General features: G+C 60.5%; 13 protein-coding genes. 7 read left to right on the plus strand and 6 right to left on the minus strand.

Going from position 1 to position 14480, the window contains the following annotated elements; translation table 11 throughout:
• Positions 1 to 103 precede the first annotated feature (103 nt).
• Positions 104 to 1066 carry a sensor domain-containing diguanylate cyclase gene (locus tag J9870_RS16990; RefSeq protein WP_210639153.1) on the minus strand — a complete coding sequence of 321 codons (963 nt, stop codon included), beginning with the start codon at positions 1064 to 1066 and terminating at the stop codon, positions 104 to 106.
• 136 nt (positions 1067 to 1202) lie between these two features.
• On the opposite strand from J9870_RS16990, the gene J9870_RS16995 reads away from it, so the two are divergent.
• Positions 1203 to 2027, plus strand: coding sequence for an AraC family transcriptional regulator (locus tag J9870_RS16995; RefSeq protein WP_210639154.1), 825 nt, complete (start codon positions 1203 to 1205; stop codon positions 2025 to 2027).
• Positions 2028 to 2056: 29 nt separating this feature from the next.
• Here the strand turns inward: J9870_RS16995 and J9870_RS17000 are convergent, their stop codons facing one another.
• Positions 2057 to 2644: a LysE family translocator gene (locus J9870_RS17000; protein ID WP_210639155.1), complete on the minus strand. Its 588-nt coding sequence runs from the start codon at positions 2642 to 2644 to the stop codon at positions 2057 to 2059.
• 143 nt (positions 2645 to 2787) lie between these two features.
• On the opposite strand from J9870_RS17000, the gene J9870_RS17005 reads away from it, so the two are divergent.
• Positions 2788 to 4242, plus strand: coding sequence for a TrkH family potassium uptake protein (locus tag J9870_RS17005; protein WP_210639156.1), 1455 nt, complete (start codon positions 2788 to 2790; stop codon positions 4240 to 4242).
• 79 nt (positions 4243 to 4321) lie between these two features.
• Here the strand turns inward: J9870_RS17005 and J9870_RS17010 are convergent, their stop codons facing one another.
• Positions 4322 to 4798, minus strand: a complete 477-nt coding sequence (locus tag J9870_RS17010) for a hypothetical protein (RefSeq protein WP_210639157.1) — start codon at positions 4796 to 4798, stop codon at positions 4322 to 4324.
• Between the two features lie 145 nt (positions 4799 to 4943).
• Here J9870_RS17010 and J9870_RS17015 point away from each other — a divergent pair, with 145 nt between their 5' ends.
• From J9870_RS17015 to J9870_RS17025, 3 genes are all read left to right on the plus strand, one after another.
• Positions 4944 to 6026 (plus strand): trifunctional transcriptional activator/DNA repair protein Ada/methylated-DNA--[protein]-cysteine S-methyltransferase, encoded by a 1083-nt coding sequence (locus J9870_RS17015; RefSeq protein WP_210639158.1) that lies wholly within the window; start codon positions 4944 to 4946, stop codon positions 6024 to 6026.
• A 23-nt stretch (positions 6027 to 6049) separates the two neighbouring features.
• On the plus strand, positions 6050 to 6667 hold the full coding sequence (locus tag J9870_RS17020; protein ID WP_210639159.1) for a DNA-3-methyladenine glycosylase: 618 nt from the start codon (positions 6050 to 6052) through the stop codon (positions 6665 to 6667).
• A gap of 189 nt (positions 6668 to 6856) precedes the next feature.
• Positions 6857 to 7345: a GFA family protein gene (locus J9870_RS17025; protein ID WP_210639160.1), complete on the plus strand. Its 489-nt coding sequence runs from the start codon at positions 6857 to 6859 to the stop codon at positions 7343 to 7345.
• Between the two features lie 135 nt (positions 7346 to 7480).
• On the opposite strand, the gene miaE is transcribed toward J9870_RS17025, so the two are convergent.
• Positions 7481 to 8086: a tRNA isopentenyl-2-thiomethyl-A-37 hydroxylase MiaE gene (gene miaE / locus J9870_RS17030; protein ID WP_210639161.1), complete on the minus strand. Its 606-nt coding sequence runs from the start codon at positions 8084 to 8086 to the stop codon at positions 7481 to 7483.
• Positions 8087 to 8245: 159 nt separating this feature from the next.
• Between miaE and J9870_RS17035 the strand changes: the two genes are divergently transcribed.
• The gene (locus J9870_RS17035; protein WP_210639162.1) at positions 8246 to 9109 is read left to right on the plus strand and encodes a universal stress protein; all 864 of its coding nucleotides are present in this window, start codon (positions 8246 to 8248) and stop codon (positions 9107 to 9109) included.
• A gap of 108 nt (positions 9110 to 9217) precedes the next feature.
• Here J9870_RS17035 and J9870_RS17040 read toward each other — a convergent pair whose 3' ends face one another.
• Positions 9218 to 9688: a DUF1289 domain-containing protein gene (locus J9870_RS17040; protein ID WP_210639163.1), complete on the minus strand. Its 471-nt coding sequence runs from the start codon at positions 9686 to 9688 to the stop codon at positions 9218 to 9220.
• Positions 9689 to 10096: 408 nt separating this feature from the next.
• Here J9870_RS17040 and acnB point away from each other — a divergent pair, with 408 nt between their 5' ends.
• On the plus strand, positions 10097 to 12697 hold the full coding sequence (gene acnB / locus J9870_RS17045; RefSeq protein ID WP_210645311.1) for a bifunctional aconitate hydratase 2/2-methylisocitrate dehydratase: 2601 nt from the start codon (positions 10097 to 10099) through the stop codon (positions 12695 to 12697).
• A 257-nt stretch (positions 12698 to 12954) separates the two neighbouring features.
• Here the strand turns inward: acnB and J9870_RS17050 are convergent, their stop codons facing one another.
• The gene (locus J9870_RS17050; RefSeq protein WP_210639164.1) at positions 12955 to 14235 is read right to left on the minus strand and encodes a serine/threonine transporter; all 1281 of its coding nucleotides are present in this window, start codon (positions 14233 to 14235) and stop codon (positions 12955 to 12957) included.
• Positions 14236 to 14480: the final 245 nt, after the last annotated feature.

Raw genomic sequence — 14480 nt, forward strand, 5'->3', positions numbered from 1 at the left:
GCGGTGTTCACAGGTCCCTGCATTCACAACAAATCCCTGTGGGAGCTGAGCTTGCTCGCGATGGCGGCGGGTCAGTTGCATTGATGTTGGATAAGCCACTTTATCAGCGGCGCAGCGCCTGTTTCTGTGCATACATGGCCGCATCCGCTTCGACCAGCAGACTATCGATCGACTGATGACGCTGCGGGTCGTATTCGATCTGACCCACGCTGAAGTGGATGTCATAGCCGCGCCGCAGCATCGCATTGCGCTCATCGAGGATTTCCTTGAGGCGCGCCATGATTGCCGAGGTCTCGACATGGGAAGAGCCGGTGAGCAACGCCACGAACTCATCGCCGCCCAAACGGCCGATCACATCACTCTCGCGAAAGGCGATACGCAACACGTCGGCGAAGGTCTTCAGCGCAGAATCGCCCTCGGCGTGCCCGAAGCGGTCGTTGATGGATTTGAAGTCATCGAGATCGAAGAACAGCAGCGTCGCCGGGCGGGATAGCCGCTCGCAAACGCTCAACGCATGCTGGGCCAGCATCTTGAAGCCGCGCCGATTGGACAGCAGCGTCAGTTCGTCCATGCTCGCCATCTGCACCGCGATCATTTCCTGCTCGGCCATGCGCGCCAGGTCGCGCAGCAGCTCGCGCTCCTCGTCATTGAGCTTGCGCGGCCGGGTGTCGAGCAGGCACAACGTGCCAAGCATGCTGCCATCGTCCATCCCCAGCGGGTACCCGGCGTAGAAGCGGATGCCTGGCTTGGCCGTGACCAACGGGTTATCGCGAAAGCGCTCGTCCTGCTCCGCATCGCAGATTTCCATGATCTGATCTTGCAAAATCGCGTGTCCGCAGAAAGAAATCTCCCGCGAGGTTTCACTGGCGTCCATGCCGACATTGGATTTGAACCACTGTCGGTTGGCATCCACCAGGGATACCAGCGCAATGGGCACATCGAACAGACGCCGGGCAAGGCGAGTCAGACGATCAAATCGCTCCTCGGGCGCGGTGTCGAGCAGCTTGAGCGACCGCAGGTTTTTCAGGCGAGCAGCTTCGTTGTCCGGTTTACCTGGCGCGAGCATCGGGAACTCCGTTGGCGGGACTTTCTGAAGTCTAGTCCACGCCCACCCCCCTTCAAACCCAATGACCAAATCAAACGGGCATTTACCGGCTCGGGCTAATACACTGCTTCACAGGTTCAAACGAGGACGCTGACCGATGAAGCCTGCCACCCATGACGCCGCCCCACGTTTCTGGCGTGACGCAGCCCTGCCCTTCATCGAAGCCCGGGCCATCGCCGATGGGCGTAAGGTCTGTTATTCACGCCACTCCCACGACCATTTTTCCATCGGGGCCATCACCGCCGGGCGCAGCACTTATATTCACGAACGGTCGAATTTCCAGGTGCAGAGCGGCACGGTCGTGCTGATGAACCCCGGTGATGTCCATGCGTGCAACCCGATCGACGATGAGCCATGGTCGTATGTGATGCTGTACGTCGACACCCAGTGGCTAAGAGATTTGCAGCGCCGTATCGGCTTTGACGAGACCCTGGACTTCCAGGGTTTCGCGACCACCCACAGTCGCGATATCGAGCTGTTTAAGGGCCTGCAAGGGCTGTATGCGCAACTGGTGGATGAACAGCTCGATACCGATCACAAGCGCGCTGCCGTCGAGGCGTTCTTCACTGACCTGCAACAACGGCTTAACCCCGCCGGCCGACCGGACCGCGGTAGCCATCCGGGACTGATGCGAGCGGCGCAGTTTATCCACGACCATTGCACCGAGGCGCTGAAGCTCGACGACATCTGCGCCGCCGCGCAACTCTCACCGTCTTACCTGAGCCGCGCCTTCAAGCACCATTACGGAATGACGCCCCATGCCTTCCTGGTCAACCGCCGAATCCAGTTCGCCCGCCGGCAATTGCGCGAAGGCAAGCTGATTGCCGATGTGGCGCTGGACAGCGGGTTTGCCGACCAGGCGCATTTCCAACGGGCCTTCAAGCAGCACCTGGCGGCTACGCCGGGTCAGTATCGGGGCTGACACGGCCCCGCACTTCTGTGGCTCGTGACTCAAGGCAGCAGCAAATACACCGCACTAGCCACCAGCAACACCGCCATCGTCCGGTTGAACAGGCGCATGGTCGCCGGATTGCCCAGCCAGCTGCGCAAGAAGCTGCCGGCGTAGGCCCAGCAGCCCACCGAGACGTAGCAAATCACCAGGTAGATTGCCGCAAACTGCCACACCAGCCGTGCCTCGCCATCCGCCACGAACGCACCCATGCCCGCCACGCAGGCCAGCCAGGCCTTGGGGTTGAGCCACTGCATCAGTGCGCCATAGAACATCGAGGGTGCCCGCCCCTCGTCCGCGCCGCCCAAATGCCCATTGTCCATCGCCAGTTTCCAGGCCATGAACAACAGAAACCCCACGCCACCCAGTTGCACCACCCGCGTGAGCCCAGGCCAGCGTTGTAGCACTTCATGCAACCCAAGCCCCATCAGCACCAGCAACAAGACAAAGCCCAGCGTCGCGCCGGTCACATGGTGCAAAGTGGCGCGAAAGCCGTACCGGGCCCCGGAACTGAGGGCCACGATGTTGACCGGCCCCGGCGTGATGGAGGCGACCAGGGCAAACGCCGCCATGGAAAGAATCAGACTCATCGCATACCTTCTTCATATCTGTGAGGTGGCGATCAAGATAAATTGCCAATCGCGGGCGGTATTGAACAAAACTGCCTAAGGGGGCTACCCATCAGCCCACCACAAAAACAATACTGTGCGGCTCATTCATTCAGGCGTGTTCTATGTCCATTGCGGTAGTGCGGTTCATCGGTTTCATCCTCGGTATTTTCCTGATCACCCTGGCCGCCAGCATGGCAATCCCACTTTTGACGCTGGTGATGTACGAACGCAACGATGACCTGTCGGCGTTCTTGTGGTCGAGCCTGATCACCTTTGTCTGCGGCATCGCGCTGGTGGCTCGCGGTAGGCCTGCACACACCCAGATGCGCCCGCGGGATATGTACCTGCTGACCACCGCCAGTTGGGTCATCGTCTGCAGCTTCGCGGCCCTGCCCATGGTGTTCATCCAGCACATCAGCTACACCGATGCCTTTTTCGAGACCATGTCCGGCATCACCACCACCGGCTCGACCATCCTCACCGGTTTGGACAATGCCTCCCCAGGCCTGTTGATCTGGCGCTCGATGTTGCACTGGCTCGGCGGGATCGGCTTCATCGGCATGGCGGTGGCGATCCTGCCGCTGCTGCGGGTCGGCGGCATGCGACTGTTCCAGACCGAATCGTCGGACTGGTCGGAGAAAGTCACACCACGTTCCCATGTCGCGGCAAACTACATTCTGTGGATCTATGTCGGGTTGACCGCCCTCGCCACCCTGGCCTTGTGGCTGGCCGGCATGACGCCCTTCGAAGCGATCAATCATGCGATGTCACTGATTTCCACGGGCGGCTTTTCCACCTCGGACGCTTCCCTGGGGCACTGGCCCCAACCGGCCATTCACTGGGTATCGGTGGTCGTCATGATGGCCGGCTCGTTACCTTTCACCTTGTATGTCGCCACCTTGCGCGGCAACACCCGCGCGTTGCTCAAGGACCAACAAGTCAGGGGGTTCGTTGGATTCCTGGTCATCACCTGGCTCGTGGTGGGGACTTGGCTGAGCCTGAACAGCGACAACACCTGGTGGGACGCGGTCCGTATCGTGGCGGTCAACGTGACGTCGGTGGTCACCACCACGGGCGTCGCGCTGGGGGACTACACGCTTTGGGGCAGTTTTGCCTTGCTACTGTTTTTCTATTTGACGTTCGTCGGCGGTTGCTCGGGATCGACGGCCGGCGGACTGAAGATCTTCCGCTTCCAGGTGGCCGGCACGTTGTTGATGGGTAGTTTGAAACAGCTGATCCATCCCCGGGCGGTGATCCAGAAAAAATACAACAATCATCCCATCGATGAAGAAATCGTCCGCTCACTGCTGACGTTTTCGTTTTTCTTCACCATCACCATCGGCGCTATCGCCCTGGGGCTGGCGCTGATCGGCCTGGACTGGACAACAGCCTTGACCGGCGCGGCCACCGCCGTGTGCAACGTGGGGCCCGGACTGGGCGCCATCATCGGGCCAGCCGGTAACTTCTCGACGTTGCCGGATGCGGCCAAATGGCTGCTGACCATTGGCATGCTGCTGGGCCGACTGGAAATCCTGACCGTCCTGGTGTTGTTCACGCCAGTGTTCTGGAAGTATTGAACCCTTCGGGTAATGCGAAGCAGAAAAAATAAAAAAGCCGCAACGCCCTGAACAGGCGTCGCGGCTTTTTTTCAAACGATCAGCGGTCGTTCTTGGTCGAAGAGCTGGTCGCGTTGGTCAGCCCCTTGGTGTTATGCGTACCCGGTGTCGCAGTGGAAATAGCGGAGGCCTTGGTCAAGCCGCGAGTATCACGGTCCTTGGCGATGCTCGAGGTGAGCGAAGCCTTGCTGGTTCGGTCGGTGCGGGTGGTACCGGTGTGCTTGCCGCTCAGGCCATGATCACGGGTGCGGGTGCCGGTGTGGTCGCTGCTCAATCCTTTGCCAAGGCCGCTGGAATCGCTGGACTTGCCACTGCCCTGTCCACCGCCAACGCCTCCACCGTGGCCACCACCATTACCGCCGCCGTTTCCACCACCGTTGCCGCCACCGCCACCATTGCCACCACCGGCGGCGTAGCTCGCACCGATTGGCGACAGGTCGGCGGGCAGCAAGGCCGAGGCACCCAGCATCAGGGCACAGACAGCGAGGGCGATCAGGGGTTTCTTATGCTTGGACATGATGTCTCCGAAAGACAAAAACAACGGTTGAACCTTTAAGACTCGGGGGTTCAACTTTTGTTCGTGACCGTCCGACCAAGTGAACGGAAATTCACTGTCGATTTTTCGGTGGAGTCGCCTCCGGCACGGTTCTATGCTCAGCGCCATGAACCTACATGACTCGCTGCTCCCGCCCCATGCCGAGATGGTCCGCGCCATGCTCGAACGAGACACCGCCTACGAGGGGGTGTTCTTCACTGCGGTCAAGACCACCGGCATTTTCTGTCGCCCCAGTTGCACAGCGCGCAAACCGAAACCAGAGAACGTTGAGTTCTTTGCCCACGCCGACGAAGCCCTATCAGCCGGCTATCGGGCCTGCCTGCGCTGCAAGCCGCTGGATGCCGCAGCCATCGCGCCGGACTGGATCCAGGCCCTGCTCAAGGCCGTGGACGCCGAACCTGACCTGCGCTGGACCGACGCCCGGTTGCAGGAACAAGGCATCGAACCACTGAAACTGCGACGCTGGTTCAAGCAGCATTTCGGCATGACCTTCCATGCGTATCTGCGGACCCGACGCTTGGGAATCGCCCTGGGCGGTATCAAGGAAGGGGCCTCCATCGACAATGCCGCGTTCGATTCCGGTTATGAATCACTGAGCGGTTTTCGTGACGCCTTCGTCAAATCCTTCCACATCACGCCAGGCCGCGCGGCCCTCAGCGAACCCTTGCTGTTCACCCGCCTGACCACGCCATTAGGCCCCATGCTGGCCATGGCCGAGCGGCGCGGCCTGGTACTGCTGGAGTTCCTCGATCGCCCGGCGCTGACCAAGGAATTGCAAGAGCTGCAGCAACGCTACGGCTACACCGTCGTGCCGGGCCACAACGCTCATTTGCAACAGATCGAAACCCAACTGGCCGAGTATTTCGCCGGTAAGCTCACGGCATTCAACGTCCCGCTGCACATGCCCGGCAGCGCCTTTGCCGTACGGGTCTGGGCTGAACTGCAAAGAATCCCCTACGGCGAAACCCGCAGCTATGGCGGCATCGCCGCAGCCCTGGGCAGCCCTGGCGCCAGCCGTGCGGTGGGTCTGGCCAACGGGCAGAATCGCCTGGCCATCGTCATCCCCTGCCACCGGGTGATCGGTGCGGACGGTTCGTTGACCGGCTATGGTGGCGGACAACCGCGCAAGGCATTTCTGCTGCGGCTGGAAAAAGCCGCGGTACAGGTTTCCCTGCCGCTGGCGTTTTGATCGGCCTGGAGAATGAACGACTGATGCCTGTGCCCTATCAAGCAGCAAGCGCCTTTCTGGCAAGCCTGGATGAGGACTGGCGACGCCATGTCGAGGCGACCGGTCCTTGCCTGTTACAGCCCAAACCGGCCCGCGATCCCTATGAAGCTCTGGTGCGGGCGATTGCCTACCAGCAACTGCACGCCAAGGCCGGCGATGCGATTCTTGGTCGGCTGCTGGCGTTGTTCCCGGCGCAGACCTTCCCCAGGCCTGAGCAGCTTCTGGCGACGGACGCTGCGCAAATCAGAGGCTGCGGGTTCTCGGCCAGCAAGATTGCGACCATACAAGGCATCGCCCAAGCGGCGTTGGATGGGGTGGTACCGGATTACGCCACGGCACTGGCCATGGAGGATGAAGCGTTGATCGAGCGCCTGATCGCCTTGCGCGGCGTCGGCCGCTGGACCGTGGAGATGCTGCTGATCTACAGCCTGGAGCGACCGGACATCCTGCCGGGCGATGATTTTGGGGTGCGCGAAGGCTATCGACGGCTCAAGGGGTTGGCACAGCAGCCCAGCCGCAAGCAGATGGTTGAGACTGGACTGGCGTGGAGCCCTTATCGGACGGTAGCGGCGTGGTATTTGTGGCGGGTGCCTGGCCGCTAGACCGTGTCATCGTTCATCGCTCGCGCATTTCGATCTTCAGTGGCCACAAATAATCTGCACATAAAAAATCACTTGTGGGAGCGAGCCTGCTCGCGATGGCGTCCGTACATTCAGCATAAATTCAACGGCCCAGAAACACCGACCGTCTAGGCTGTCCAGAGTCATTCCAATCCCCCATTGGAGGTTCTCATGCAGCTAGAAGGATCCTGCCACTGCGGCGCGGTGTCGTTCAGCCTCGACAGTGCCCACCCCTACCCTTATCAGCGCTGCTACTGCTCGATCTGTCGCAAGACCCAGGGCGGCGGCGGTTTTGCCATCAACCTGGGGGGCGACGCCCGGAGCCTGCGGGTACGCGGTCGCAAGCACATCTCGATCTACCATGCACGGCTCAAGGATGAAGGGGATAAACGCGCCCACCGCAGCAGCGCCGAACGGCATTTCTGTTCCCTCTGCGGCTCGGGGCTATGGTTGTTCAGCCCTGAATGGCCGGAGCTGATCCACCCTTTCGCCTCAGCCATCGACACACCGTTGCCGGTAGCGCCGGAGCACACTCACCTGATGCTCGGCTCCAAGGCGCCGTGGGTGGAAGTCGAGGCGCATCCAGGGGATCAACAGTTCGAGGTCTACCCCGAGGAGTCCATTGCCCAGTGGCATGAGCGCCTGGGTCTGACCGTTTAAGAGGCGGCGCTGCAGAAGGCCCTATCGCGAGCAAGCTCGCTCCCACAGGGGATTTTCTGTGTACACATTACTTGTGAACACTGAAGATCAGATGTGGGAACGAGCCTGCTCGCGATGGCGTCAGGCCAAACAACCCTATGTCGTCGGCACACCACTGTGGAACCGAAACTCCACATCCGGCGATTCGATCAGCTCGCGCTCAGCGTCACGCACCTTGTCGATCACCTGGGCAATGTCCTTGGCGTCGCCATATTGGTAGGCCAGCTTCAGGTAACCCTGGAAATGCCGGGCCTCGCTTTTCAGCAAACCGAAATAGAATTTACCCAGCTCTTCATCCAGATGCGGTACCAAGGCCTCGAAACGCTCGCAGCTGCGGGCCTCGATGAACGCCCCGACCACCAGGGTATCCACCAGTTTGACCGGCTCATGGCTGCGTACCACCTTGCGCAGCCCTGAGGCGTAGCGCCCGGCGGAGAGCTGGCGCAAGCCGATCTTGCGCTTTTTCATCAGGCGCATGACCTGCTCGTGATGCACCAGTTCTTCCCGGGCCAGGCGCGACATCAAGTTGATCAGGTCGACGTGGGAGTGGTACTTGGCGATCAGGCTCAGGGCAGTACTGGCGGCCTTGAATTCGCAGTTCTTGTGGTCGATCAGCAACGTTTCCTGGTCGGCCAGCGCGGCCTGGACCCAGGCATCAGGGGTGCGGCAACCAAGGAATTCGTGAATTTCGGGAAGGATCATGGGGCTCACGGGAAAAGGTAGTCGAGCGAAGGGCGCCGATTATACCGGCCTGCCCCCAGACCACCAGTCACCGCCGTTGATATGCATCAAGTCGACGACTGAGCCACAACAACTATAGTTGAGCAACGCCATGCCTTTTCATTGCTGGAGACGCCGATCATGCAAGCCATTCGCAGCATCCTGGTGGTCATCGACCCCGAACACTCGGAAAGCCTGGCGCTCAAGCGCGCCAAGCTGATTGCCGGTGTCACCCAGGCCCACCTGCATCTGCTGGTGTGTGACAAAAAGCATGACCATGCCGGCATGCTCAGCGTGCTGAAGGCCGCGCTGCTGGCGGACGGCTACAGTGTCACCACCGAACAGGCCTGGAACGAAAGCCTGTACGAAACCATCATCGACGTGCAGCAAGCCGAAGGTTGCGGCCTGGTGATCAAGCAACATTTTCCCGACAGCCCGCTGAAAAAAGCCCTGCTCACCCCGGCGGACTGGAAACTGCTACGTCATTGCCCGACCCCGGTGCTGCTGGTGAAAACCGCCGGCTCCTGGAAAGACAAGGTGATTCTGGCGGCCGTCGACGTCGGCAATACCGATGGCGAGCACCGTCACCTGCACAACACCATCATCGATCACGGCTACGACATTGCCATCCTGGCCAAGGGACACCTGCACGTGATCAGTGCCCACCCCACGCCAATGCTCTCGTCCGCCGACCCGACGTTCCAGCTCAAGGAAACCATCGAGGCCAAGTACCGCGAACAATGCCAGGCGTTCCAGGCTGAGTTCGACATCGACGACCAACACCTGCACATCGAAGAAGGTCCGGCGGACGTCCTGATTCCATATATGGCGCGCAAGCTGCAGGCGGCGGTGACAGTGATCGGCACCGTGGCTCGCTCGGGGTTGTCTGGAGTCCTGATCGGCAATACCGCCGAAGCAGTGCTCGATACGCTGGAAAGCGACGTGCTGGTGCTCAAGCCGCAGGAAGTCGAGGATCACCTGGTGGAGTTGGCGGTCAAGGATTGAGGCTTCGTTCTCCTCAGAATCGCCATCGCGAGCAAGCTCGCTCCCACAGGAAATCTGTGGGTTTCCGAGCCCTGTGTGGGGCAAGCTTGCTCGCGATGCCTTTAAAGCTCAGCCGCCAATCGCATCCTTCAGGAACCCCGGCGCGATGTAGCGCTGGTAATGGGCTTCGGACAGGAGGAAAAATTCCCGATCAATGGCGTCCCGCAGGTCAGGCAGTTCCCAGTCGCGGAATTCCGGCATCAGCACCATACCGTAGGCTTCCAGGTTGTTGATCACCCGCGCGCCCCGGGCGATCAACTGATACGCCCAGCAATATTGCGACTGATGCGGCACAAAGCGGATCTTGCGTGCCTCCAATTGCTGGCGCAGCAATCCGGGGTCGAAAACCTCCAACTTGGCCACCATCACCTGGACCAACAGTTGCTCCAGACGCATCCACACCGCGCGTTTCTCCTCCTCGTTGTAGCCGTTCCAGTGAATCACTTCATGGTGGAACCGCTTGCAGCCACGGCACACCAGGTCACCGTAGACAGTGGAGCAGAGGCCGACACAGGGGGTCTTGATGAGCTGGTTGGGCATAAGGAAAAACGCACGCAAAAGCAGGACAGGCCGGCATGTTAGCCCTTTGTCTAAGATTGATCACCCCTTCAAACTTCATAGTCCAACTTACCTTTAATTTTTTTTTGCCGTAGAATCAGCCAGCCTTTTAAGGCGCCAATGTCCGTTAGAAGCTGTTTTCAAAGCGTCACGAGCACAGTCGTTCCTTCAGAGCGGTGTTGGCGAAGGGTCTTTCCAGCGGGGAAAGCCCAACGCCAACCCTCATCAGCTCCCCGTTCTGCAGGCGTAAAACTTTGAAAGCAGCTTCTGTGAGGAACTCCGGAAACTCTGGCGTGGTGGCTCAAAAAGCCTCCGACGCGCATGAGTACCGTGGGTTTCTGGATGAGCGTCCCGGACACCCATTTGGGACCACTGATGAGGGTAATAACTGTGCTTGAAGCCTACCGCAAACATATCGAAGAGCGCGCAGCACTGGGTATCGTTCCCCAGCCGCTTAACGCCGAACAAACCGCAGGCCTGATCGAGCTGCTGAAAAATCCCCCGGCTGGCGAAGAAGCTTTCCTCGTTGACCTGATCACCAATCGTGTTCCGCCTGGAGTCGACGAAGCCGCCTACGTCAAGGCCGGTTTCCTGTCTGCCCTGGCCAAGGGCGAAGCCCAATCCCCTCTGCTGGACAAGAAGCGCGCCGTTGAACTGCTCGGCACCATGCAGGGCGGCTATAACATCGTGACCCTGGTGGATCTGCTGGACGACGCCGAGCTGGCGCCGGTCGCGGCCAAGGAACTCAAGCACACCCTGCTGATGTTCGACGCCTTCCACGACGTGGCTGAAAAAGCCAAGAACGGCAACGTTCACGCCAAGGCCGTGCTGCAATCCTGGGCCGACGGCGAGTGGTTCAAGAACCGCCCTGTACTGGCCGACAAGATCAGCCTGCGGGTATTCAAGGTTACCGGCGAAACCAACACCGACGACCTGTCCCCTGCCCCTGATGCCTGGTCCCGCCCGGACATCCCGCTGCACGCCCTGGCCATGCTGAAAATGGCCCGTGACGGCATCGTGCCTGATGAACAAGGCAAGACCGGCCCGATGAAGCAGATCGAAGAGATGCGTGGCCAAGGCTTCCCGATCGCCTACGTCGGTGACGTGGTCGGTACCGGTTCGTCGCGTAAATCGGCAACCAACTCGGTACTGTGGTTCTTCGGCGACGACGTTCCTTTCGTTCCGAACAAGCGTGCCGGCGGCTTCTGCTTCGGCAGCAAGATCGCACCGATTTTCTACAACACCATGGAAGACGCCGGCGCCCTGCCGATCGAATTCGATGTGTCCAACATGCACATGGGCGACGTGATCGACCTGTACCCGCATGCTGGCAAAGTCTGCAAGCACGGTACCGATGAAGTCCTGACCACCTTCGAAATGAAGACCCCGGTCCTGTTGGACGAAGTCCGTGCCGGCGGCCGTATCCCGCTGATCATCGGCCGTGGCCTGACCGAGAAGGCACGCGCCGAGCTGGGCCTGCCACCGTCGGACCTGTTCAAGAAGCCGGAAGCACCGGCCGAAAGCACCAAGGGCTTCACCCTGGCGCAGAAAATGGTCGGCAAGGCCTGCGGCGTCAAGGGCGTCCGTCCTGGCACCTACTGCGAGCCTAAAATGACCACCGTCGGCTCCCAGGACACCACTGGCCCGATGACCCGTGACGAACTCAAGGACCTGGCGTGCCTGGGCTTCTCGACCGACCTGGTGATGCAGTCCTTCTGCCACACCGCGGCCTATCCAAAGCCGATCGACGTGACCACCCACCACACCCTGCCTGACTTCATCATGACCCGTGGCGGCGTGTCCCTGCGTCCGGGCGACGGCATCATCCACAGCTGGCTGAACCGCATGCTGCTGCCGGACACCGTCGGTACCGGTGGTGACTCCCACACCCGTTTCCCGATCGGTATCTCGTTCCCGGCCGGTTCCGGCCTGGTGGCCTTCGCCGCTGCCACCGGCGTCATGCCGCTGGACATGCCGGAATCGATCCTGGTTCGTTTCAAGGGCAAGCTGCAACCGGGCGTCACCCTGCGCGACCTGGTGCATGCCATCCCTTACTACGCGATCCAGAAAGGCCTGTTGACCGTAGAGAAGAAAGGCAAGAAGAACGCCTTCTCCGGCCGCATCCTGGAGATCGAAGGTCTGGAAACCCTGACCGTCGAGCAAGCCTTCGAACTGTCCGACGCCTCGGCCGAACGTTCGGCTGCCGGTTGCACCATCAAGCTGTCCAAGGAATCGATTGCCGAGTACCTGCAATCGAATATCACCCTGCTGCGCTGGATGATCGGCGAAGGCTACGGCGATGCCCGCACTCTGGAGCGTCGTGCCCAGGCGATGGAAGCCTGGCTGGCCAACCCGGAACTGCTGGAAGCCGACAAGGACGCCGAATACGCCGAAGTCATCGAGATCGACCTGGCCGACGTCAAGGAGCCTGTGCTCTGCGCGCCGAACGACCCGGACGACGCCCGCCTGCTGTCCAGCGTTGCTGGCCAGAAGATCGACGAAGTGTTCATTGGTTCGTGCATGACCAACATCGGTCACTTCCGCGCTGCCGGTAAACTGCTGGATCAGGTCAAGGGTCAGCTGCCAACCCGTCTGTGGCTGTCGCCACCGACCAAGATGGACGCTCACCAACTGACCGAAGAAGGCTACTACGGCATCTACGGCAAGGCTGGTGCACGGATGGAAATGCCAGGCTGCTCGCTGTGCATGGGTAACCAGGCACGCGTCGAGCCGAACTCCACCGTGGTGTCGACTTCGACCCGTAACTTCCCGAACCGTCTGGGTGACGGCGCGAACGTCTACCTGGCTTCGGCCGAACTGGCGTCCGTTGCGTCCATCCTGGGTCGCCTGCCGACCGTCGAGGAGTACATGGAATACGCTGGCAAGATCGACAGCATGGCAGCGGACGTATACCGCTACCTGAGCTTCGACCAGATCGCCGAGTTCCGTGAAGCAGCTGCAAACGCCAACATCCCGGTCGTTCAAGCCTAACGCTTCAACGCCCGACTAAAAACGCCGCCCTTCTTGCGAGGGGCGGCGTTTTTTTATGCCTGCTGTTTCGATGCAATCGGAGCAACCGCTATCGCGAGCGAGCTCGCTCCCACAGCGCATTCGTGGTGGACGCAATGCCTATGAACGCCCCGCAAACCTGTGGGAGCGAGCTTGCTCGCGATGACGGCGGCACATTCAACATCACTGCCAGCCGAACCGCCGCCATCGCGAGCAGGCTCGCTCCCACAAGGGGACGGTCAGGCCATAAGGGAGTAGATCAACGCGGTGATCGCCACCAGGCCCACCAATGTTACGAACACATTGGACGTCAGGCCGCGATAGCGGGCCATGGCCGGAACTTTGCGGATAGCGTACATCGGCATCAGGAACAGGATGGCCGCGATGACCGGGCCGCCGAGGGTTTCGATCATGCCCAGGATGCTCGGGTTGAGCGTGGCAACGATCCAGCACACCACCAGCATGAACGCCGCCGTCAGACGGTCCAGGGTCTTGGGCGCCGGACGGCGGCCGCTCTTGACGATCAGGCCCTTGAGGCCTTCGCTGGCACCGATGTAATGACCAAGGAAGGACTTGGAGATCGCCACGAATGCAATCAACGGAGCGGCAAAAGCGATGGTCGGGTTGCTGAAATGGTTGGCCAGGTACGACAGGATCGACAGATTCTGCGCCTTGGCTTCGGCCAGTTGTGCCGGAGACAGGGTCAGCACGCAACTGAACACAAAGAACAGCACCATCACCACCATCAGCACATGGGCGCGCGACAGGATCTGAGCGCTGCGCTCTTCGGCGTTAGCGCCATACCGACGCTTCTGGTCCACCGCAAACGCCGAGATGATCGGCGAATGGTTGAACGAGAACACCATCACCGGGATCGCCAGCCACAAGGTGTGCAGCAGCGCCGAAGGTTCAGGTGGCGTGGAGGCCGTGGTCAGGATGCCGCCGTTCCAGTGCGGGATCAGGAACACCGCCAGGAACAGCAACGCCACGATAAACGGATAGACCATCAGGCTCATGGCCTTGACGATTGCCTGTTCGCCACAACGCACCACCGCCAGCAGACCCAGAATCAGCACCAGGGACAACACGACCCGAGGCGGCGGCTGGATATGCAGTTGATGCTCCAGGAAGCTGCTCACGGTGTTGGTCAGTGCCACGCTGTAGATCAATAGAATCGGGAAAATCGCAAAGAAATACAGCAAGGTGATCAGCGCCCCGGCCTTGAGGCCGAAATGCTCTTCCACCACCTCGGTGATGTCCGCGCCGTCACGACCGGACAGGACAAAACGGGTCAGGCCCCGGTGGGCATAGAACGTCATGGGAAATGCCAGCAACGCCAGGATCAACAGCGGCCAGAAACCGCCCAGGCCCGCATTGATCGGTAAAAACAGCGTGCCTGCACCGATGGCGGTGCCAAACAGGCCCAGCATCCAGGTGGTGTCATGGCGACTCCATTGGCTGAGGGTGGCTGGGACAGTCGTTTCAAAGCGCTCTTCGACGCTATTGGCCTGATCATTCATCCGGTCGGATCTCCGTTTTCCGGTCACATGCACCCGGCCGGGACGAGTCGGAAAAACCCGACAGGCAGCGCCCTGGCCGAAACAGGGGCGCGATTGTCCGGGATTCACGAGCAGAAGCAAAGGCTTAGCTGAGGAGCGGTTGTGCGGATCAGAGCATTTCAATAGCAACGGCCACCGTATTCTCAATGTGGGAGCGGGCTTGTTCTCACAGTTGGATCAAAGTACAGCCGCCAGGGCCAGGCCAG

Origin of the sequence: Pseudomonas sp. Tri1 (assembly GCF_017968885.1) — a bacterium.
Classification (GTDB): domain Bacteria; phylum Pseudomonadota; class Gammaproteobacteria; order Pseudomonadales; family Pseudomonadaceae; genus Aquipseudomonas.

What these genes read in the sequence shown, in the direction of transcription:
- J9870_RS16990 (WP_210639153.1), bottom strand. Translation starts at nt 1,066, where the DNA reads ATGCTCGCGCCAGGTAAACCGGACAACGAAGCTGCTCGCCTGAAAAAC.
- J9870_RS16995 (WP_210639154.1), top strand. Translation starts at nt 1,203, where the DNA reads ATGAAGCCTGCCACCCATGACGCCGCCCCACGTTTCTGGCGTGACGCA.
- J9870_RS17000 (WP_210639155.1), bottom strand. Translation starts at nt 2,644, where the DNA reads ATGAGTCTGATTCTTTCCATGGCGGCGTTTGCCCTGGTCGCCTCCATC.
- J9870_RS17005 (WP_210639156.1), top strand. Translation starts at nt 2,788, where the DNA reads ATGTCCATTGCGGTAGTGCGGTTCATCGGTTTCATCCTCGGTATTTTC.
- J9870_RS17010 (WP_210639157.1), bottom strand. Translation starts at nt 4,798, where the DNA reads ATGTCCAAGCATAAGAAACCCCTGATCGCCCTCGCTGTCTGTGCCCTG.
- J9870_RS17015 (WP_210639158.1), top strand. Translation starts at nt 4,944, where the DNA reads ATGAACCTACATGACTCGCTGCTCCCGCCCCATGCCGAGATGGTCCGC.
- J9870_RS17020 (WP_210639159.1), top strand. Translation starts at nt 6,050, where the DNA reads ATGCCTGTGCCCTATCAAGCAGCAAGCGCCTTTCTGGCAAGCCTGGAT.
- J9870_RS17025 (WP_210639160.1), top strand. Translation starts at nt 6,857, where the DNA reads ATGCAGCTAGAAGGATCCTGCCACTGCGGCGCGGTGTCGTTCAGCCTC.
- miaE (WP_210639161.1), bottom strand. Translation starts at nt 8,086, where the DNA reads ATGATCCTTCCCGAAATTCACGAATTCCTTGGTTGCCGCACCCCTGAT.
- J9870_RS17035 (WP_210639162.1), top strand. Translation starts at nt 8,246, where the DNA reads ATGCAAGCCATTCGCAGCATCCTGGTGGTCATCGACCCCGAACACTCG.
- J9870_RS17040 (WP_210639163.1), bottom strand. Translation starts at nt 9,688, where the DNA reads ATGCCCAACCAGCTCATCAAGACCCCCTGTGTCGGCCTCTGCTCCACT.
- J9870_RS17050 (WP_210639164.1), bottom strand. Translation starts at nt 14,235, where the DNA reads ATGAATGATCAGGCCAATAGCGTCGAAGAGCGCTTTGAAACGACTGTC.